Below are 18,988 nucleotides of genomic sequence, written 5' to 3'. Positions count from 1 at the left end.
CTCTCCGTCAGTCCCGACCGCACCTGTGTGTGGTCCGGCGGTGTGCTGTTCGCGCAAAGGCTACCGGCCGATCGTCCGTGATCGGTTCGTGGCCACAGGCTGATACTGGACCGGTACCGTACGCTCGGATCCAGGGCCGGTTCAGTGATGTGCGTCACGTCTCCGGCCCGTGATCCCCCTGGTCACCCTTGGCTGTTGAGCACCGCTTCCATGACCGCCTTGGCGACGGGGGCGGCGAGACCGCCACCGCTGATGTCGTCACGGGCGGTGCCTTCGCTGTCCTCGATGACGACGGCGACGGCGACGGGCGAAGTGCCGTCGGCGTTCTCGGCGTAGGAGATGAACCAGGCGTACGGGCGCTTCTTGTTGCCCTCGCCGTGCTGGGCGGTACCGGTCTTGCCGCCGACCGTCACACCCTTGATCTTGGCCTTCTGGCCGGTGCCCTGCTCGACGACGTTGACCATCATCTGCTGGACCTTCTGCGCGTTGCCCGCGGACAGCGGCCGGCTCATCTCCTGCGGCTCGTGCTTCTCGATGATGTCCAGGTTGGGGGCCGTGAGGTTGTCGACCATGTAGGGCTTCATCAGCTTGCCGTCGTTGGCGATCGCCGCGGTGACCATGGCCATCTGCAGCGGGGTGGCGGCGGTGTTGAACTGCCCGATCGCGCTCTGGGCGTTGCCGTCCCGACCCATCTTCTTGTCGTAGACGCTGGCGAAGGCGCGGACCGGGGTGTCGATCTTGTCGTTGTTGAAGCCGAACTTCTCGGCGGTCTCCACCATCTTGTCGCGGGTGACCTTGTCGCCGAGGTTCGCGAAGACGGAGTTGCAGGAGATGCGCAGCGCCTCGTTCAGGCTGGCCTTCTCGCACCCGGTGTGGGAGTTGGGCAGCTGGGTCTGGGTGCCCGGCAGGATGTACGGCTCGGGGGTGTCCGTCGGGTCGTTGACCTCCTTGACCACCCCGTGCTCCAGGGCGGCCGCGGCGGTGACCACCTTGAAGGTGGAGCCGGGCGGGTAGGTCTCGCGCAGGGCGCGGTTGACGAGCTTCTTGTCCTCGCTGTCCTTCAGCTCGACCCAGGCCTTCTCGTCGTTCTTGGAGTTGCCGGCGAAGCGCGAGGGGTCGTACGAGGGCGTGGAGACCAGGGCGAGGATGGCACCGGTGCGCGGGTCGATCGCGGCGACCGCGCCCTTCTTGCTGCCGAGCTTGTCGAAGGCAGCCTTCTGCGCGGCGCGGTTGAGCGTGGTGACGACGTTGCCGCCCTGCTTCTTCTCGCCGGTGAACATGCCGATGGTGCGGTCGAAGAACAGTCGGTCGTCGTTGCCGGTGAGGATGCCGTCCTCAAGCGATTCGAGCTGGGTGGCGCCGAAGGCCTGCGAGGCATACCCGGTGACCGGGGACCAGAGCTCCCCGTCCTGGTAGGTGCGCTTGTACTTGTAGTCGCTGCCGTCGGTGACCGTGGAGCCGGTGATGGGCTCGCCCTGGACGATGATGTTGCCGCGCTCGGTCGCGTACTGGGCGATCTGGACCCGTCGGTTCTCCTTGCGCGTGCTGAGTTCCTCGGCCTGGACGTACTGCAGCCAGTTGGTCCGGATCAGCAGCGCGAGGACGAGCAGCCCGCAGAACAGCGAGATGCGGCGCAGGGGCTTGTTCATGACGGGCGGACCACCTGGGTCATCTCGGAGTCGGGGGACGGAGCCGGGGCCGGGGCCGGTCGGCGGGCGGTGTCGCTGATCCGGATGAGGACGGCGATGAGGATCCAGTTCGCGAGGACGGAGGAGCCACCGGACGCCAGGAAGGGCATCGTCATGCCGGTGAGGGGGATGAGCCCCATGACTCCGCCGGCGACGACGAAGATCTGGAGCGCGAAGGCGCCGGACAGGCCGATGGCGAAGAGCTTGCCGAAGGGGTCGCGCGCGGCCAGGGCCGTGCGGACGCCCCGCTCGATGATGAGCCCGTAGACCAGTAGGAAGGCCATCACGCCGGAGAGACCGAGCTCTTCGCCGACGGTGGAGAAGATGAAGTCGGAGTTGGCGGCGAAGCCGATGAGGTCGGAGTTGCCCTGGCCCCATCCGGCACCGAGGACTCCGCCGGAGCCGAAGCTCATGATCGACTGGCCGACCTGCTCGCAGGCACCCGAGGTGGCGTAGCAGCCGAAGGGGTCGAGCCAGGCGTTGACACGGGCCTGGACGTGGCTCGCGAAGGAGGCCACGACGACCGCGCCGCCGACCGACATCAGCAAGCCGATGACGATCCAGCTGGTGCGCTCGGTGGCCACGTACAGCATGATCACGAACATGCCAAAGAAGAGCAGCGAGGTACCCAGGTCGTTCTCGAAGACCAGGACCAGCAGGCTCATCGCCCAGATCATCAGGATCGGACCGAGGTCGCGGCCACGCGGCAGGTACAGGCCCATGAAGCGGCGGCTGGCCAGCGCGAGCGCATCGCGCTTCACCATCAGGTAGCCGGCGAAGAAGATCGCGATGACGATCTTCGCGAACTCACCGGGCTGGATCGAGAAGCCGCCGACGCTGATCCAGATCTTGGCGCCGAAGACGTCGGCGCCCAGGCCCGGGACGACGGGCAGGATCAGCAGCACCAGCGCGCCGGCCATGGAGATGTACGTGAACCGCTGCAGGACGCGGTGGTCCTTGAGGATCAGCAGGACGGCGGCGAACAGGGCGATCGCCAGGGCCGTGTACATCATCTGGCGGGGTGCGGAGGGCGAGAAGGCGCCGTAGCTGCGCTTGGCGAGGTTCTGCAGCCGCTCGGACTGGTCCAGCCGCCAGATCAGGACGACACCGAGGCCGTTGAGCAGCGTGGCGAGCGGCAGCAGCAGCGGGTCGGCGTACTTCGCGTACCGGCGTACGACGAAGTGCGCTATGCCGGCGAGCACGGCGAAGCCGCCCCCGTACACGACCATGCCGGGCGGCAGCTCGCCGTGGATCGCCAGACCCACGTTGGCGTAGGCGAAGATCGGGATGACCACGGCGAAGGCGAGCAGCAGGAGCTCGGTGTTCCGCCGGCTCGGCAGCTCGATGGCGCCGATGGTGGTCGTATTGGTGACAACGCTCATGGTGTGGCAGGCCCCCTGCGCCCGCGGGCTACTTTCCGCACAGGCCGACCAGCTGCTGCTCCTCGGGAGTCAGGCTGGGGCCGGGTGTCTGGCTGTTCTGCGCCTCGGCGCCTCTGCGCTCCTCGTCCTTCTTGCACGCGGAGACCTGGACGCCGAGGTCGTCCAGCTTCTTGCGGGCACCATCGAGGCTTCCCTCGCTGATGGTGGCCTCGACCAGCTTGCGCTTGAAGGGCGGCAGGTACTTCAGTTCGATGTCGGGGCGGTCGATCTCCACCTTGGAGAGCTCCAGCGGGCCGAGCTTCGGGCTGATGCCGCGGAAGAGTGCGACGTGCTCGCCCTTTACACCGACGTAGAACTGGGTCTGGGTCCAGCGCCAGCCGGCGTAGAGGCCGCCGCCGATGACACCGGCGACGACGAGCAGGGTCAGTGTGCGGGTGGTCCACTTGCGCCCTTTGCTGCGGCGCCTGCGGGGGTGGTCGTAGGTGTCGTCGTAGCCGGAGCCGCCGTCGTATCCCTCGGCCTCGCCGAAGGATCCGTAGCCGCCGCCCTGGCCGGGGTCGCCGTAGCCGTAGGCGGCGTCGCCGCTGCCGGGGGGGCCGAAGGAGCCCGCGGGCGGCGGGGCCTGACGGCCGAGCCCGGAGGCGCGGCCGGCCGGGGTCTGCATGGCGTTGTTGTTGTCGAAGAGCTGGTGCTGGTTCTCGGCTACCGCGCCGACGACCACGGGGGTGTCGCTGACCTGGGCGGCGAGGGTGTCGCCGCTGTCGGTGTCGAGGACGTCGGCGACGATGCAGGTGATGTTGTCGGGCCCGCCGCCGCGCAGCGCGAGCTGGATCAGCGACTGCACGGTCTCGCGGGGGCCGTGGTAGTCGGCGAGGGTCTCCTCCAGCGTCTGGTGGGAGACCACGCCGGAGAGCCCGTCGGAACAGATGAGGTAGCGGTCGCCGGCGCGGACCTCGCGGATGGAGAGGTCGGGCTCGACGATGTCGCCGCTGCCCAGCGCGCGCATCAGGAGGGAGCGCTGCGGGTGGGTCGTCGCCTCCTCCTCCGTGATGCGGCCCTCGTCGACCAGGCGCTGCACCCAGGTGTGGTCCTGGGTGATCTGCGTGAGAACGCCGTCGCGCAGCAGGTAGGCGCGGGAGTCGCCGACATGTACGAGGCCGAGGCGCTGGCCGGTCCACAGCAGGGCGGTGAGGGTGGTGCCCATGCCCTCCAGCTGGGGGTCCTCCTCGACCATGACGCGCAGCTGGTCGTTGGCACGCTGCACGGCGGTGGCGAGCGAGGTGAGGATGTCGGAGCCCGGGACGTCGTCGTCGAGCTGCACGAGGGTGGAGATCACCTCGGAGCTCGCCACCTCGCCGGCGGCCTGCCCGCCCATGCCGTCGGCGATCGCCAGGAGACGCGGGCCGGCGTAACCGGAGTCCTCGTTCCCCTCGCGGATCATGCCCTTGTGGGATCCGGCTGCGAACCGCAGGGACAGACTCATGTGCACCTGCCCTGTCGACGAAGCTTCCTCCGGGTACAACCGGTCTCGAGCCACACTGCCCACCCTCCGGTCGGGAGCGCGCCCGTGTCCGTGTCCTCGGTGGCACGGATCACCGCCGCGCGCTCGCTCCGCTCGCTCATTCTCGTACTACTTCCGCAGCTCGATGACGGTCTTGCCGATGCGGATCGGCGCGCCCGGCGGAATGGGCGTCGGGGTGGTCAGCCGGGTCCGGTCGAGATAGGTGCCGTTGGTGGACCCGAGATCCTCGACGATCCACTGGCCGTCACGGTCGGGGTAGATCCTGGCATGGCGGCTGGACGCGTAGTCGTCGTCCAGCACGATCGTGGAGTCGTGGGCGCGGCCCAGGGTGATCGTCTGCCCGGCGAGGGCCACGGTGGTACCCGTGAGGATGCCCTCGGAGACGACGAGCTTGGTGGGCGCACCGCGACGCTGGCGCTGCTGCGGAGGCGCGGCCTGGCGGCCGCCCTGCTGCGGGGCGCCGCCGGCGCCGCCGCGGCGGGAGGAGCCGCGCTGGGTCACTCTCGTACCGAAGAGATCACTGCGGATGACCTGGACGGCCACGATGACGAACAGCCACAGAACGGCCAGGAAACCCAACCGCATGACCGTCAGGGTCAGCTCTGACATTGCCCCCGCTTCACCCTTCGGCTTGCCGGTAAATGATGGTGGTGCTGCCCACGACGATCCGCGAGCCGTCGCGGAGCGTAGCGCGGGTGGTGTGCTGCCCGTCCACCACGATGCCGTTGGTGGACCCGAGATCCTGGATCGTCGAGGGCGTTCCGGTCCGGATCTCACAGTGCCGGCGCGATACGCCGGGGTCGTCGATCCGCACGTCGGCTTCGGTGCTTCGGCCGAGTACGAGCGTGGGGCGCGAGATCTGGTGGCGGGTGCCGTTGATCTCGATCCAGTGCCGCCGGGGCCCGCCGGATCCCACCGGGGCCGCGCCGCCGGGACCGCCCGGGGCGGGCCGGTGGGCACCGGGTCCGCCCGGGGGCGGGCCGGCGGGCATGGGCGGTGCGGCGACCGGCGGGTAGCCGTAGCCGCTCGCCGGGGACGGGGCCGCGCCCTGCGGCTGCGAGGTGCTGGAGGCGAGGGTGCGACTGCGGACCCGGTAGAGCCCGGTGTCGAGGTCCTCGGCCTTCTCCAGGTGGACCTTGATGGGGCCCATGAAGCTGTACCGCTGCTGCTTGGCGTAGTCGCGGACGAGGCCGGCGAGCTCGTCGCCGAGCTGTCCGGAATAGGGGCTCAGGCGGTCGTAGTCGCCGGCGCTGAGCTCCACGATGAAGTCGTTGGGGACGACGGTCCGCTCACGGTTCCAGATCGTGGCGTTGTTGTCGCACTCCCGCTGGAGGGCTCCGGCGATCTCCACCGGCTGGACCTCGGACTTGAAGACCTTGGCGAAGGTGCCGTTCACCAGACCTTCGAGTCGCTGCTCGAACCGCTTCAGAACTCCCATGGGGCACCTCCTCCGTCGTTGTGGCCCTGTACTGCTTACTGATCGTATCCACGCGTGGCGGATTCGGGTGGTTCCCCATCGCTCCTGTGAGGACGAGTGTTGGTCCTCACAAGGGATCGTAGGGGCGCTCGGGGAACAGTGTCCCGCACGGGGAGCGGAGTGCGGGAGGGGCTGTCCGCACGGGTGCGTATGCCCCCGGGGAAAGCGATGTGAACTCACCCCGTTCTACGTGCTAATGTTTCGACGTCGCCAGGGGAACGGCCCGAAAGGGAAGGCCACTGGGACGCTACTCGGGCGAGTGGCGGAACGGCAGACGCGCTGGCTTCAGGTGCCAGTGTCCTTCGGGACGTGGGGGTTCAAATCCCCCCTCGCCCACTTCGACGAGACGGTCGTCACCGCGAGAGCGGTGGCGGCCGTCTCGCTTTGTTCCCGGTCACTCCCGGTTGTTCCCGCTCGTTCGCGGCCGGGTACACGTGACGCGGTGTGCCGACGGCCGACGGCCGGGGTTCGGGATCCAGCGTTCGGGTTCAGCGTTCGGGATTCACGGCACGGGCTGTGGCGTCGGTCACGAGGACTCCTCCCGAGGGGGCGTACCGACCCGGCCGCGGGCGCCGATTTCCGACCTTCGTCATGGCGGACGAGACGAAAGAGGACGGCCGGGGCGCTCGGTGGATGTCTAGGGTCGGCCACGTGGATGCGATGGCGAAGACACGTGCGGGCTGGGACTGGCTGCGGGGCCCCGAGCCGTGGACACGGCGGATGCTGGCGGGGGACCTCGCCCTGGCCGGTGTGCTGGCCATCCTCGGACTGGGCGTCGAGGAACTCGACGAGGGCCCCGGGCAGCGGATGCTGCTGGGCGCCGTCGTCGTGCTGGCGCTGGCCCTGCTGCGCCGTCGGCTGCCGGCGGCGACGCTCGTGGCGGGGTCGGCGCTCAGCGCCGTCCTCCCGGGGCTGGTCTTCGTCCTTCCGCTGCTGGGCTGGTCGGCCGGGCGGCGGATCGTCGGCGTGGGCCGGGCGCTGGGCGCCTTCACGCTGGCCTTCGTCGCGTCGATCGCCCTCAGTGTCCTGGACCAGTGGTCGCTGATGCGCCCACTGCTGGTGATCGTGTTCTCCACGCTGATGTTCCTGGCCGTCACGGTGATGCCGGGGCTGGCCAGCCGGTACTGGTCGCAGCGCCGCACCCTGCTCGCGGCGCTGCACGAGCGCAACGGCCAGCTGCTGCGGGAGCGGGCCATGGTCGCCGGGCAGGCGCGGCTGCGCGAACGGCAGCGCATCGCCCAGGACATGCACGACAGCCTCGGACACCAACTGGCCTTGATCTCCGTGCACACGGGTGCGCTGGAGGTCGATCCCGAGCTCACTGACCGTCAGCGGGAGGCTGTGGGCGTACTGCGGCAGGCCTCGGTGTCCGCGATGCACGAACTGCGCGAGGTCGTCGGCATCCTGCGCGACGGCGTGGAGGCGCCCGCGCCGGTGGACGAGGCCCAGCCCGCGGCCCGCGGGGTGGCCGGGATCGCGGGCGTAGTCGAGGCGGCGCGGGGCGCCGGGACCGAGGTGCGGCTGACCACCGCGGGGCGGCCGAGGCCGCTGGTCGCGGCCTGCGACCACGCCGCGTACAGGATCGTGCAGGAGGCCCTGACGAACGCGTACAAGCATGCTCCGGGGGCGCCGATCACGGTGGAGCTGCGGTACGAGGACGATTCGCTGGTGGTGGAGATCGCCAACGGGCCGTCAGCCGGGCCGGGCGAGGACGTGGTGTCGGGTGGGCAGGGCCTGACGGGGCTGCGCGAGCGGGCCCGGCTGGTCGGCGGCATGGTGCACGCGGGTCCCGCCGAGGGCGGCGGCTTCCGGGTGGCCGGGGTGCTGCCCTACGGCGCTGAGCCGGCCGGCGCCCAGGACGTGGCCGACGACTTCGGACAGTGGGCGCAGGCGCGGAAGGGCACGCAGCCCCAGGCCCGGGGCGGCGCGGCGAGCAGCCGCCCATGGACTGGGCGGCGGTGGACCGGGAGCTGGCCGTACGGGTGCCCAGCCGCACCGGCGCCGTCGCGGTGGGCTGCGGGATCGCCTTCGCGGCGGTGGTGGTGCTGGTGATCGTGCTGGTCGCCGCGATGGTGATGCTGATAGACACGGCGAGTGACTCGATGATCAGCCGGGACGAGTACGACGCCGTGCACGTGGGCGAGAGCGAGACGGCGGTCCGCGACCGGCTGCCGAGCGGCGAGAGCTTCCTGACCGCGGGCGCTGACCGGAAGGGGCCGCCCCGGCCGGAGGGCGCGCAGTGCCTGGTGCTGCTGGCCGATCAGGAGCCCAAGTCGCTGACCACGGACCTGGTGTTCCGGTTCTGCTTCCAGGACGGCAAGCTCGTGGACAAGCAGACGTACGAGGTCAAGCAGTAGGAGCACGGTGTGACAGCCGAAGTGATCAGAGTGGTGATCGCCGACGACGAGCCGCTGATCAGGGCCGGGATCAGGATGATCCTCACCTCGGCGCCGGACATCGAGGTCGTCGCGGAGGCGGCGAACGGCCGGGAGGCCGTGGAACTGGCCCGCTCGCACGCCCCCCAGGTGCTGCTGCTCGACATCCAGATGCCGGTGATGGACGGCCTGACTGCGCTGGGCGAGCTGCGCCGGGCCGTTCCGGAGGTGCGGGCCCTGATCCTGACCACCTTCGGCGAGAAGGAGAACGTCCTGCGGGCGCTGGGCCAGGGCGGGGCGGGATTCCTGCTGAAGGACTCGGCGCCGGGTGAGTTGATCGGGGCGGTCCGGGCGGCCGCGGCGGGGGACGCCTACCTCTCGCCCGGGGCCACCCGGCATGTGGTGGACCAGCTGGCGTCCGGGAAGGCCGCCGCGCGGGGTGCGGAGGCCCGCCGACAGGTCGCCGAGCTGAGCGAGCGGGAGCGGTGCGTGCTGGCGCTGCTCGGGGAAGGCCTGTCCAACGCGGACGCAGGTCGGCGCCTGCACATGAGCGAGGCCACCGTGAAGACGTACGTGAGCCGGATCCTGGCGAAGCTGGGCTGCGAGAACCGGGTCCAGGCGGCCCTGCTGGCCAGGGACGCCGGGCTGTAGCCGCTGGCCAGGGACGCCGGGCTGTCGATACGGTCAGCCCGTTCTCGAAGCGATCACATGAACGAACGGGCGGGGGCGGCGCCGATGGCGGCGACAGCGGGACAGCGGATTCCGGACGTGGCGGGGTTCGCGCCGCGCAGGGCGGCGGACTCGCCGAAGGAGGCGGGCAAGGCGCTGCGGGCGCGCGTGCCGCGGGCGGCGCAGGCGGGCTTCACGATGCCGGCCGGGCGGCCGGACGCGGTGCGGGCGGTGGAGGAGTCCAACGCGGGGCGGGTGGCCGAGCTGACGCCCATACGGGTCGGCCGGATGGCTGCGAACCCCTTCGCGTTCCTGCGCGGGGCGGCCGGGCTGATGGCGCACGACCTGTCCGGCGGTCCGGTGACGGGCGTCGGGGCGCAGATCTGCGGCGACGCGCACGCGGCGAACTTCGGTCTCTACGGGGACGCGCGCGGCCGGCTCGTGATCGACCTGAACGACTTCGACGAGACCGTGTTCGGTCCGTGGGAGTGGGACGTGAAGCGCCTGGCGGCCTCGCTGGTGCTGGCCGGCCGGGTGGCCGGGGCGGACGAGACGACCTGCCGCGAGGCCGCGCTGGACTCCGTGGGCGCCTATCGGCGGACCATGCGGCTGTTGGCCAAGCTGCCCGCGCTCGACGCGTGGAACGCCATCGCGGACGAGGAACTGGTTTCGCACGCCGACGCGCACGATCTGCTCGGCACGCTGGAGCGGGTATCGGAGAAGGCCCGTAAGAACACCTCCGCGCGGTTCGCCACCAAGTCGACCGAGATAGGACCGGACGGCGGACGCCGCTTTGTCGACGCGCTGCCCGTGCTGCGCCGGGTCACGGACGGGGAGGCGGCGGCCGTGGCGGCCTCGCTCGGTCCGTACCTGCAGACCCTTCAGGGCGACCGGCTGCCGCTGCTGGCCCGGTACGCGATCCAGGACGTGGCCTTCCGCGTGGTGGGCACCGGGAGCGTCGGCACCCGCTCCTACGTGGTCCTGCTGCTGGACCACCGGGGAGAGCCGCTGGTCCTCCAGGTGAAAGAGGCCCGGCCCTCGGTGTTGCTCCCGCACCTGCCGGGACTGGGCTTCACCTCGCCCCCGGAGGCGCACGAGGGCCGCCGGGTGGTGACGGGGCAGAAGCGGATGCAGGTGGTCTCCGACATCATGCTGGGCTGGACCACGGTGGAGGGGCGCCCGTACCAGGTCCGTCAGTTCCGCAACCGCAAGGGCAGCGTGGACCCGGCGGCGCTGGCCCCCGACCAGATCGACGACTACGGGCGGATGACCGGTGCCCTGCTGGCCCGGGCGCACGCGCACAGCGTCGATCCCCGGCTGCTGGCGGGGTATTGCGGGAAGAACGAGGAACTGGACGAGGCGATGGCGGACTTCGCCGTGGCCTACGCCGACCGGACCGAGGCCGATCACGCCGATCTGGTCGCCGCGGTGCGAACCGGCCGGATCGCCGCGGAGAGCGGAGTGTAGGGCGCGCGGGACGCTGCGCAACGGGCGATGTTTCACGTGAAACATCGCCCGCGCGGACGGGCCGTACCCTGGCCGGGTGAGCGAGCAGACCGAGCAGCCTGAGCAGACAGTCCCCGGTGGATCCGGCGACTCCTCCGCCACCGGTGGGGAGAGCGCCGAGGAGCGCCCCGAGGCGCGCCTGGAGCGGGCCGTGCGGGCCGCCGAACAGGCGCTGATCGAGTTCGAGATCGCGGTGGAGACCTTCCGCGTGGAGGTGGAGAACTTCTCCCGCCTGCACCACCAGAAGCTCGGCCCCATGTACACCCGGCTCGACGAGCTGGACGCGCTGATCGCCGAGGCGAGGGCGGCGCGCACCGGTGATGCCGAGGACCTCCGGCGGGCCCAGGACGCGCGCTCGCTGGTCATGCCGATGCCCGGGGTGGACGAGCTGTTCCACGACTGGATGGGATCCGAGGGCATCTCCGACGATGCAGCTGCCATGCTCACCGACCGGCCCGTGCGGCCGCCGGAGCGGGTGCGGCCCTCCGAGGAGGTCCGCCGCCTCTACCGCGAGCTGGTCCGCCAGGCCCATCCCGACCTGGCCCAGGAGGAGGGGGAGCGGGAGCGCCGCGACGCCTTCATCGCGCGGGTCAACGCCGCGTACGGCCGGAGCGACGAAGGGCTGCTGCGCGAGCTGGCCGAGGAGTGGGCGGCCGGGCCGGCGCCCGAGGCGGCCGCGCCCGGCGAGAGCGAGGAGCTGTACGCCCGGCTGGAGTGGCTGGCGCGCCGCAAGGAACTGTTGTCGCTCGTGGCGAAGGAACTGGAGGAGAGCGCGATCGGGTCGATGCTGCGCATGGCTCCCGACGACCCGGACCGGTTGCTGGAGGAGATCGCGGAGCAGCTGCTGGCGCAGGTCTCGGAGCGCGAGGCACAGCTGGCGGCCGAACGCGCCGCCGGGTGAGGGCTGGGCTCGCCGCACGGACGTGGCCGGGGCCGCGGGTCGGATAGGTTGGCAGCAGACCGGTGAAGAGAGAAGGCGACAGTTATGAACTTCGGACCGCTTCCCTCGGTGGATGCCGCCGCGGTGCCCTCCGAAGGCTTTGTCCTCGACGTCCGTGAGGACGACGAATGGGCGGCCGGGCACGTCGAGGGCGCTCTGCACATCCCGATGAGCGACTTCGTGGCCCGCTTCGGCGAGTTGACGGAGGCCGTCGAGGACGGCCGCCGCGTGTACGTGATGTGCCGGGTCGGCGGGCGTTCCGCGCAGGTGACCCAGTATCTGGTGCGTCAGGACATCGACGCCGTGAACGTCGACGGCGGGATGCAGGCCTGGGACGGTGCCGGGCGCCCGCTGGTGACGGACAGCGGAAGCCCGGCCTTCGTTCTCTGAGACCCGCGCGGGAGCCGGGCGGGAGTCCGGGGCCGGGGTTTCAGGCGAGGGGGTATGCGGCGAGCAGATCGCCGAGGGCCTCCTCGTGTGCGGCAGCCGGGCCCAGCTGGAGCTCCAGCTGCTTGGCCCAGGCGTGATAGCGGTGCAGCGGGTAGTCGGTGTCGGCTCCGAAGCCGCCGTGCAGGTGCTGGGCCGTCTGGACGACCCTGCGCACGCCCTCCGAGGCCCAGATCTTGGCGACCGCCACGTCACCTGCGCTCGGCAGCGGACCGCCGGCGGCGCCCGTGGCGGCATCGAGCCGCCAGGCGGCCTGCCACAGGGTGACCTCCATGGCGCGCAGGTCGATGTAGCGGTCGGCGGCCTGGACGGCGACCGCCTGGAAGGTGGCCACCGGGAAACCGAACTGCTCGCGCTTTCCGGTGTATTGGCTCGTCATGCCGAGGACGCGCTCGCCCAGCCCGAGGGCCAGGGCGCAGGTGCCGGTGGTGAGGAGCTGGCGGAGCCGCTCCCAGGCCTGCGGATCGTCGATCAAGTGGGTCGGCTCCACCCGGACGCCATCCAGGGCGAGTTCGGCGAACCGCTCCCCGCTGGTGGAGACCTGCTCGGCGAGGGCGAGTCCCCCGGCGGTGCGCGGGATCACCGCGAGGACGGCCTCGCCCTCACCGGTGTGGGCCGGTACGGCGATCCAGTCGGCGGTGTGCGCCCAGGGGACGGCGGTCTGGGTGCCCTCCAGGAGCCAGGCATCGCCGTCGGGCCGTGCGGTGACGGCGAGTTCGGCCGGATCGTGGCCGGAGCGGCCGTGTGCGGCCGCGGTGAGGACCAGCGTGCCGCGCCCGGCGCCGGGCAGCAGGGCGGCGGTCAGTTCGGGGCTGCCGTGGGCCTGGACGGCCATGGCGGTGGCGCAGTGCTCCAGGAGCGGGACCCGGGCCAGTACCCGGGCGGCCTCGCGCAGCACGAGACACAGGGCGATGGCGTCCAGGCCCGCGCCCCCGTGCTCCTCGGCGAGGACGAGGCCGAGCAGGTCGGAGCCGGCGAGCCTGGCCCACAGCGGACGGTCGAAGTCGTCGGCGACGGAGCCCGGGGTGAGGGCGGGGCTGGGCACGCTGTCGGGCGCGACATCCGCGAACGCGGCCCGGGCCGCCTCGACGACGGCGCGCTGCTCCTCGGTGAAGGTGAAGTCCACTGCCTGTCCTCCCGTTCTGTCCTGACGGGGCGTCAAGATAGAACACGTTCCTGGAAATGGACAGGGAGGGCGGCAAGGCGGTCGTGTGGTCGGCGGGCTCGGGGGCACCCCTCGGCGTCGAGGGGCATCCCTCAGCGGTCGAAGTCGATCTCCACTTCCTCGGTGACCGGGTGCGACTGGCAGGCCAGGACGAAACCGGCGTCGGTCTCCTCGACCTCCAGGGCGAAGTTGCGGTCCATCCGGACCTCGCCCGACACCACGAACGCCCGGCAGGTGCCGCACACGCCGCCCTTGCAGGCGTACGGGGCGTCCGCACGGTTGCGGAGCACCGCGTCCAGCAGCGACTCGCCGTCCTGGACGGGCCAGGTGCCGGAGCGGCCGTCGAGCCGTGCGGTGACCCGGCTGTGCGCGGCCGCCGCCGACGCCGCCGTGCGGGCCGGTGCGGGGGTGCTGTCCTCGACGTGGAAGATCTCCTCGTGGACCCGGGTGCGGGCGACGCCGAGCGAGCCCAGCGCGCGCTCCGCCCCCTGCACCAGGCCGTAGGGCCCGCACAGGAACCAGCCCGTGACCTCCGCCACCGGCAGCAGCGCGGGCAGCAGGGAGGACAGCCGCTCCTCGTCCAGCCGGCCGGAGGGCAGACCCGCCTCCTGCTCCTCCCGGGAGAGGACGGTGACCAGCTGGAACCGCGACGGGTAGCGGTCCTTGAGGTCGGCGACCTCCTCCAGGAACATCGTGGAGGCGGCCGTACGGTCGCTGCGCACGAGGCAGAAGCGGGCGTCGGCCCGCGCGGCCAGCAGGCTCGCCGCGATGGACAGGACGGGGGTGATCCCGCTCCCGCCGACGATCGCGGCGTAGTGCCCGGAGGCGGGGGCCGTGGCGGGGTCCAGCACGAAGCGCCCGGCCGGGACCATGACGTCCAGCACGTCACCGGCCGCGATCTCCTTGTGCGCGAAGGTGGAGAACTCGCCTCCCTCCACCAGCCGCACGCCGACCCGCAGCAGGGCGGGGCCCGGTCCGTCGGCCGCAGGCGCGGGCGAGCAGATCGAGTAGGTGCGGCGGACCTCGGTGCCGCCCTCGCGGGCGGTGCGGCGCAGTGTCAGGTGCTGGCCGGGGGCGTGCCGGTAGTCCTCGCGCAACTCATGGGGAACGCGCAGGGTCAGCGCCACCGAGTCGTCGGTGAGCCGGTCGACTTCCGCCACCGTCAGCGGGTGGAACGCGCCGTGGCGGGGGGCGGCCATCTACAGCTCCTTGAAGTGGTCGAACGGTTCGCGGCAGGCGGTGCAGCGGCGCAGCGCCTTGCACGCGGTGGAGGAGAAGCGGCTCAGCAGCTCCGTCTCGGTCGATCCGCAGTTCGGGCAGCGGACGGACAGCGTCACCGGGACGGGACCGCCGGCCGCGTGCGGCCGGGGCGGGGCGATGCCGAACTCGGCCAGCTTGCGGCGGCCCTCGGCACTGATGTCGTCCGTGGACCAGGCAGGCGCCAGCACGGTGGTCACCCGCACCTCGGGGATGCCGTGGCCGCTCAAGACCCGTTCGATGTCAGCGGACATGGCCTCGATCGCGGGGCAGCCGGTGTAGGTCGGGGTGAGGGTGACCTCGGCGTGGCCGTCCTCGTGCACCCGTACCCCGCGCACCACGCCGAGCTCGCCGAGGGTGAGCACCGGCAGCTCGGGGTCCGGGACGGATCCGGCCAGCTCGGCCAGCTCCGCCTCCAGCCGGGTCGTCGTGACGTCGGCGGTCACCATGACGCCCCCGGATGGCTGCGGTGCAGGTGCTGCATCTCGGCCAGCATCCGGCCGAAGGACTCGGTGTGCAGGCCCTGGCGGCCGGCTCCGGCTGCCCAGGCCCCGGTGCGCGGCCCTTCGGGCAGGGTGAGCCTGGCCCGCCCGACGACGTCGGCCAGCGCGGCCAGCCACCGCTCCTCCAGGGCGGCCCAGTCCACACCGTCGAGTCCCTCCACCGGCTGGAAGAGCTCCCCGGTGTACTTCCACAGGGCCGTCAGCGCGGCCTGCATGCGGGCGCCGCTCTCCTCGGTGCCGTCGCCGAGCCGCAGCGTCCACTGCTCGGCGTGGTCGCGGTGATACGCCGTCTCCTTGACGGCCTTGGCCGCGAGCGGTGCGAACGGGCCGTCCCCGCGGGCGAGTTCCGCGTAGAGCTCGTGCTGGTGGACGGAGAAGTAGAGCTGGCGGGCGATGGTGTGGGCGAAGTCGCCGTTCGGCTGCTCGACCAGCTGGAGGTTGCGGAAGGACCGCTCCTCGCGCAGGAAGGCCAGCTCGTCCTCGTCTCCGACCATGGAGAGCAGGACGCGGGCCTGGCCGAGCAGATCGAGCGCGATGTTGGCGAGGGCGACCTCCTCCTCCAGGACGGGGGCGTGTCCCGCCCATTCGCCGAGGCGGTGGGAGAGGATCAGTGCGTCGTCGCCGAGGGCGAGGGCCGCCGCGTTGACGGTAGCGGTGTCGGTGCCGGTCACAGGTGGCTCACTCCCTCCGGGATGTCGTAGAAGGTGGGGTGCCGGTACGGCTTGTCGGCGGACGGTGCGAAGAAGGGGTCCCGCTCGTCCGGCGAGGAAGCGGTGATCGCGGTGGAGGGGACCACCCAGATCGAGATGCCCTCGTTGCGCCGGGTGTAGAGGTCGCGGGCGTTGCGCAGGGCCATCTCCGCGTCGGGGGCGTGCAGGCTTCCCGCGTGCGTGTGCGAGAGGCCGCGGCGTGAGCGCACGAACACCTCCCACAGGGGCCAGTTCTGCGTCATACCCGTGCCTCCTCGTCCTGTCCGGCGGACTTCGCCGATTGCTGTGCCGCCTGCTTCCCTGCGTACGCGGCGGCCGCGTCGCGCACCCAGGCGCCTTCCTCGTGGGCCCGGCGCCGCTGGCCGATCCGCTGCTCGTTGCAGGGGCCGTTGCCCTTGAGCACGTCCCAGAACTCAGCCCAGTCGATGGCGCCGAAGTCGTGGTGGCCGCGCTCCTCGTTCCACTTCAGGTCCGGGTCGGGCAGGGTCAGGCCGAGGGACTCGGCCTGAGGGACGGCGATGTCCACGAACCGCTGGCGCAGCTCGTCGTTCGAGTGGCGCTTGATGCGCCAGGCCATGGACTGCGCCGAGTGCGCCGACTCGTCGTCCGGCGGGCCGAACATCATCAGCGATGGCCACCACCACCGGTCGACCGCGTCCTGCGCCATGGCGTGCTGGGCCTCAGTGCCCTGGGAGAGGGCCATGAGGAGCTCGAAGCCCTGCCGCTGGTGGAAGGACTCCTCCTTGCAGATCCGTACCATGGCGCGGGCGTAGGGGCCGTAGGAGCAGCGGCAGATCGGCACCTGGTTGGTGATCGCCGCGCCGTCCACGAGCCAGCCGATGGCGCCGACGTCCGCCCAGGTCAGGGTGGGGTAGTTGAAGATCGAGGAGTACTTCTGCTTCCCCGAGTGGAGCTTGTCGAGGAGCTCGTCGCGGCTGGTGCCGAGGGTCTCGGCCGCGCTGTAGAGGTACAGGCCGTGACCCGCCTCGTCCTGCACCTTGGCCATCAGGATCGCCTTGCGGCGCAGCGAGGGCGCACGGGTGATCCAGTTCGCCTCGGGCTGCATGCCGATGATCTCCGAGTGGGCGTGCTGCGCCATCTGCCGGACCAAGGAGGCGCGGTACTGCTCGGGCATCCAGTCGCGCGGCTCCACGCGCTCGTCCGCCGCCACCGCGGCATCGAACGCAGCCGCGAGCTGTGCGCCCAGGTCAGCCGTCATGCCCGTTCCGCCCGTCCCGTCTGTCCCCAGGGCCGTGTCCGGGCCCGTCTCCGGGGTCACTGCCACCATGTACGGCCCCTTGTGAGAGTCTGCCGTCCGCCCGACCGACCGATCGTTCGGTTCTGTCGCTTCAATGGTGAGACTGCGGCCCGTAGGGTGTCAACCTCTGTGGTCAACCCTGTGGACGCCGGACGATCGGGGCGGGATGGATTCGAACGGGCACGAGCTCGCCGAAGAGGCCGCTCCGCCACTCCCGAGGCCGCCCGGAATCGCCGGTCTGTCCACCCCGTATCGGGTCGTGACCGCCCTGGCGCTGGGCGCCGCCGGTCTTGCCGCGTGCACGCACCTCGCGCTGGTCTTCCTGCACGTGGCCCCCTCCAACACGCTGAGCAAGCAGCACGCCCGGACGGTCGACGGCTGGATTTACCCCGAATTCGAACAGAACTGGAAGCTCTTCGCGCCCAACCCGCTCCAACAGAACATCGCCGTGGAGGCGCGCGCCGAGGTGCGGACCGCCGGCGACGAGCTGATCACCACCGGATGGCGGGACCTGAGCGCCGAGGACGCCGCCGCGATCCGGCACAGCCTGCTGCCGAGCCACACCGCCCAGAACGAGCTGCGCCGGGCCTGGGACTTCTACACGGGCTCCCACGACGAGAACGAACAGCCCGTCGGCGAGCGTGGCGAGCTCTCCGAGGAGTACCTGCGGCGGATCACCGTGAACCGGATCGCCCCGCACCACGCGGGCGGGCGCATCCTGCGGATCCAGCTGCGCTCGGCAACGACCGCCGTGCCGGCGCCGAAGTGGAGCACCGAGACCACCGACACCCAGACCTACTACCGGGAGCTGCCGTGGTGGAAGGTGTGAGACGGGTCCGCGCCGCGCTGGCCCGGGCCGTCGCCGCGGTCAGCGGGCAGGCACTGGGCCCCTACCAGAGCGCCGTCGTGCGCATCGGCTTCGCCGGCACCTGGCTCTTCTTCCTGCTGCGAGAGTTCCCCCACCGCGCCGAGCTCTACGGTCCGGACGGGCCGTGGAGCCAGGAGCTGGCACAGCGGCTGATCGACTCCAACGGCGCGTTCACCGTCCTGACGTGGTCCGGGTCGGCCCTGTGGTTCGAGACCGTCTACGCCGTGGCCGTGCTGGCGAGCGCCGGCCTGCTGCTGGGCTGGCGGACCCGGGCGACGTCCGTGGTGTTCATGATCGGCGTGCTGTCCCTGCAGAACCGCAGCGTGTTCATGGGGGACGGCGGGGACAACGTCATCCACCTGGTCGCGATCTACCTGGTGCTCACCCGGTGCGCGCAGGTGTGGTCGCTGGACGCCCGCCGGGCGCGCAGGCGGGGCACCGCGACGGCGGGAGCGGCCGGGCCCCTGCTGTGGGGGGCGCTCGGGGCGGTCTTCGGCTACGGGGCGGCCGCCGGGCGGTTCAGCGACGGCTGGCTCGCAGCGTTCGCCGCGCTGTGGGTGTGCTGCGGTCTGTGGTGGCTGGCCGACCGATACCTGCCCGGGGGCGAGGGGCGGGCGGTCCTGGACGTCCTGGCGAACCTCGTGCACAACGCCACCATGGTGGTGATCATGGCGGAGGTCTGCCTGATCTACGCGACCGCCGGCTGGTACAAGATCCAGGGCTCGCGGTGGCAGGACGGGACGGCGCTCTACTACCCCCTGGGGCTGGACTACTTCACTCCCTGGCCTGCGCTGTCCGAGCTGCTGGCGGGCAGCGGGACGCTGGTGATGCTGCTGTCGTACGGCACGGTGGCGGTACAGGTGGCCTTTCCGTTCACGCTCTTCAACCGGCGGATCAAGAACGTGCTGCTGGCCGTGATGATGGTGGAGCACGCGGGGATCGCGGTGCTGCTGGGGCTGCCGTTCTTCTCGCTGGCGATGATCGCCGCCGATGCCGTCTTCCTGCCGACCGGGTTCCTGGTGTGGCTCGGCGCGCGGGTTGCCTCCCGGAGCCGCGCTGCCGGGCGCGGCCTCGGGGTCCGCCCGCCCGGTGCGGTGCCGGGAGCCCGCGCCGAGCCGGAGCCGCGGGCCGAGCCGGAGCCGCGGGCCGAGCCCGAGCCGGAGGCTGGTGCGGCGCCGCGCTGAGCGTGCCGTGCGGCACCGCCTCCGTGCACCGGCCCCC

The 18,988-nt window shown here is 71.5% G+C and carries 19 protein-coding genes and 1 tRNA gene; 9 read left to right on the top strand and 11 right to left on the bottom strand.

Annotation, left to right across the window (positions count from 1 at the left end; genetic code table 11):
* Positions 1 to 182: 182 nt before the first annotated feature.
* The 5 genes from ACFW2G_RS18790 to ACFW2G_RS18770 all read right to left on the bottom strand — a co-directional run bounded on the left by ACFW2G_RS18790 (position 183) and on the right by ACFW2G_RS18770 (position 6,030).
* The gene (locus tag ACFW2G_RS18790) at positions 183 to 1,649 is read right to left on the bottom strand and encodes a penicillin-binding protein 2 (RefSeq protein ID WP_037920506.1); all 1,467 of its coding nucleotides are present in this window, start codon (positions 1,647 to 1,649) and stop codon (positions 183 to 185) included.
* Positions 1,646 to 3,070 (bottom strand): FtsW/RodA/SpoVE family cell cycle protein, encoded by a 1,425-nt coding sequence (locus ACFW2G_RS18785; protein WP_037920508.1) that lies wholly within the window; start codon positions 3,068 to 3,070, stop codon positions 1,646 to 1,648. The genes ACFW2G_RS18790 and ACFW2G_RS18785 overlap by 4 nt, the downstream gene beginning before the upstream one ends.
* 28 nt (positions 3,071 to 3,098) lie before the next feature.
* A complete protein-coding gene (locus tag ACFW2G_RS18780; protein ID WP_384448076.1) occupies positions 3,099 to 4,553 on the bottom strand; it encodes a PP2C family protein-serine/threonine phosphatase in 1,455 nt (484 codons plus the stop codon).
* A 147-nt stretch (positions 4,554 to 4,700) separates the two neighbouring features.
* Complete coding sequence (locus ACFW2G_RS18775; protein WP_030647603.1) at positions 4,701 to 5,201, bottom strand: FHA domain-containing protein; 501 nt, start codon at positions 5,199 to 5,201, stop codon at positions 4,701 to 4,703.
* 10 nt (positions 5,202 to 5,211) lie between these two features.
* Positions 5,212 to 6,030, bottom strand: coding sequence for an FhaA domain-containing protein (locus ACFW2G_RS18770; RefSeq protein WP_384448079.1), 819 nt, complete (start codon positions 6,028 to 6,030; stop codon positions 5,212 to 5,214).
* Positions 6,031 to 6,322: 292 nt separating this feature from the next.
* On the opposite strand from ACFW2G_RS18770, the gene ACFW2G_RS18765 reads away from it, so the two are divergent.
* From ACFW2G_RS18765 to ACFW2G_RS18735, 7 genes are all read left to right on the top strand, one after another.
* Positions 6,323 to 6,405, top strand: a tRNA-Leu gene (locus tag ACFW2G_RS18765).
* A 324-nt stretch (positions 6,406 to 6,729) separates the two neighbouring features.
* Positions 6,730 to 8,121: a sensor histidine kinase gene (locus ACFW2G_RS18760; protein ID WP_384584720.1), complete on the top strand. Its 1,392-nt coding sequence runs from the start codon at positions 6,730 to 6,732 to the stop codon at positions 8,119 to 8,121.
* Entirely contained in the window at positions 8,052 to 8,426 is a 375-nt protein-coding gene (locus ACFW2G_RS18755; RefSeq protein WP_384584723.1) for a hypothetical protein, read from the top strand. Before ACFW2G_RS18760 ends, ACFW2G_RS18755 begins: the two co-directional genes overlap by 70 nt.
* 9 nt (positions 8,427 to 8,435) lie before the next feature.
* Positions 8,436 to 9,095, top strand: coding sequence for a response regulator transcription factor (locus ACFW2G_RS18750; RefSeq protein ID WP_037920520.1), 660 nt, complete (start codon positions 8,436 to 8,438; stop codon positions 9,093 to 9,095).
* Between the two features lie 57 nt (positions 9,096 to 9,152).
* Complete coding sequence (locus tag ACFW2G_RS18745) at positions 9,153 to 10,580, top strand: DUF2252 domain-containing protein (protein ID WP_384448087.1); 1,428 nt, start codon at positions 9,153 to 9,155, stop codon at positions 10,578 to 10,580.
* Between the two features lie 76 nt (positions 10,581 to 10,656).
* Positions 10,657 to 11,520: a hypothetical protein gene (locus tag ACFW2G_RS18740; protein WP_384448090.1), complete on the top strand. Its 864-nt coding sequence runs from the start codon at positions 10,657 to 10,659 to the stop codon at positions 11,518 to 11,520.
* A gap of 84 nt (positions 11,521 to 11,604) precedes the next feature.
* Positions 11,605 to 11,949, top strand: a complete 345-nt coding sequence (locus tag ACFW2G_RS18735; RefSeq protein WP_037920524.1) for a rhodanese-like domain-containing protein — start codon at positions 11,605 to 11,607, stop codon at positions 11,947 to 11,949.
* A gap of 40 nt (positions 11,950 to 11,989) precedes the next feature.
* Here ACFW2G_RS18735 and ACFW2G_RS18730 read toward each other — a convergent pair whose 3' ends face one another.
* The 6 genes from ACFW2G_RS18730 to paaA form a co-directional block, all read right to left on the bottom strand.
* Positions 11,990 to 13,132, bottom strand: coding sequence for an acyl-CoA dehydrogenase family protein (locus tag ACFW2G_RS18730; RefSeq protein ID WP_384448093.1), 1,143 nt, complete (start codon positions 13,130 to 13,132; stop codon positions 11,990 to 11,992).
* 131 nt (positions 13,133 to 13,263) lie between these two features.
* Complete coding sequence (locus ACFW2G_RS18725; protein WP_384584726.1) at positions 13,264 to 14,370, bottom strand: 2Fe-2S iron-sulfur cluster-binding protein; 1,107 nt, start codon at positions 14,368 to 14,370, stop codon at positions 13,264 to 13,266.
* Complete coding sequence (gene paaD / locus ACFW2G_RS18720) at positions 14,371 to 14,877, bottom strand: 1,2-phenylacetyl-CoA epoxidase subunit PaaD (RefSeq protein WP_037920531.1); 507 nt, start codon at positions 14,875 to 14,877, stop codon at positions 14,371 to 14,373.
* Positions 14,871 to 15,602: a 1,2-phenylacetyl-CoA epoxidase subunit PaaC gene (paaC, locus tag ACFW2G_RS18715; protein ID WP_384584729.1), complete on the bottom strand. Its 732-nt coding sequence runs from the start codon at positions 15,600 to 15,602 to the stop codon at positions 14,871 to 14,873. The genes paaD and paaC overlap by 7 nt, the downstream gene beginning before the upstream one ends.
* Positions 15,599 to 15,883, bottom strand: a complete 285-nt coding sequence (gene paaB, locus ACFW2G_RS18710; RefSeq protein ID WP_030026914.1) for a 1,2-phenylacetyl-CoA epoxidase subunit PaaB — start codon at positions 15,881 to 15,883, stop codon at positions 15,599 to 15,601. Before paaB ends, paaC begins: the two co-directional genes overlap by 4 nt.
* Positions 15,880 to 16,860: a 1,2-phenylacetyl-CoA epoxidase subunit PaaA gene (gene paaA, locus ACFW2G_RS18705; RefSeq protein WP_384584732.1), complete on the bottom strand. Its 981-nt coding sequence runs from the start codon at positions 16,858 to 16,860 to the stop codon at positions 15,880 to 15,882. The genes paaB and paaA overlap by 4 nt, the downstream gene beginning before the upstream one ends.
* A 205-nt stretch (positions 16,861 to 17,065) precedes the next feature.
* On the opposite strand from paaA, the gene ACFW2G_RS18700 reads away from it, so the two are divergent.
* A complete protein-coding gene (locus ACFW2G_RS18700) occupies positions 17,066 to 17,728 on the top strand; it encodes a DUF5819 family protein (protein WP_384448104.1) in 663 nt (220 codons plus the stop codon).
* The gene (locus ACFW2G_RS18695) at positions 17,725 to 18,951 is read left to right on the top strand and encodes an HTTM domain-containing protein (RefSeq protein ID WP_052030357.1); all 1,227 of its coding nucleotides are present in this window, start codon (positions 17,725 to 17,727) and stop codon (positions 18,949 to 18,951) included. The genes ACFW2G_RS18700 and ACFW2G_RS18695 overlap by 4 nt, the downstream gene beginning before the upstream one ends.
* Positions 18,952 to 18,988: the final 37 nt, after the last annotated feature.

The organism is Streptomyces sp. NPDC058880 (genome assembly GCF_042742535.1).
Lineage (GTDB): Bacteria > Actinomycetota > Actinomycetes > Streptomycetales > Streptomycetaceae > Streptomyces.
Note: the sequence above shows the minus strand (reverse complement) of the source record. Positions and strands in the feature narration are given on the sequence as shown.

Coding starts and splice junctions, on each gene's coding strand:
- ACFW2G_RS18790 (WP_037920506.1), bottom strand. CDS start 1,649: ATGAACAAGCCCCTGCGCCGCATCTCGCTGTTCTGCGGGCTGCTCGTC.
- ACFW2G_RS18785 (WP_037920508.1), bottom strand. CDS start 3,070: ATGAGCGTTGTCACCAATACGACCACCATCGGCGCCATCGAGCTGCCG.
- ACFW2G_RS18780 (WP_384448076.1), bottom strand. CDS start 4,553: ATGAGTCTGTCCCTGCGGTTCGCAGCCGGATCCCACAAGGGCATGATC.
- ACFW2G_RS18775 (WP_030647603.1), bottom strand. CDS start 5,201: ATGTCAGAGCTGACCCTGACGGTCATGCGGTTGGGTTTCCTGGCCGTT.
- ACFW2G_RS18770 (WP_384448079.1), bottom strand. CDS start 6,030: ATGGGAGTTCTGAAGCGGTTCGAGCAGCGACTCGAAGGTCTGGTGAAC.
- ACFW2G_RS18760 (WP_384584720.1), top strand. CDS start 6,730: ATGGCGAAGACACGTGCGGGCTGGGACTGGCTGCGGGGCCCCGAGCCG.
- ACFW2G_RS18745 (WP_384448087.1), top strand. CDS start 9,153: ATGAACGAACGGGCGGGGGCGGCGCCGATGGCGGCGACAGCGGGACAG.
- ACFW2G_RS18735 (WP_037920524.1), top strand. CDS start 11,605: ATGAACTTCGGACCGCTTCCCTCGGTGGATGCCGCCGCGGTGCCCTCC.
- ACFW2G_RS18725 (WP_384584726.1), bottom strand. CDS start 14,370: ATGGCCGCCCCCCGCCACGGCGCGTTCCACCCGCTGACGGTGGCGGAA.
- paaD (WP_037920531.1), bottom strand. CDS start 14,877: ATGGTGACCGCCGACGTCACGACGACCCGGCTGGAGGCGGAGCTGGCC.
- paaB (WP_030026914.1), bottom strand. CDS start 15,883: ATGACGCAGAACTGGCCCCTGTGGGAGGTGTTCGTGCGCTCACGCCGC.
- paaA (WP_384584732.1), bottom strand. CDS start 16,860: ATGACGGCTGACCTGGGCGCACAGCTCGCGGCTGCGTTCGATGCCGCG.
- ACFW2G_RS18700 (WP_384448104.1), top strand. CDS start 17,066: ATGGATTCGAACGGGCACGAGCTCGCCGAAGAGGCCGCTCCGCCACTC.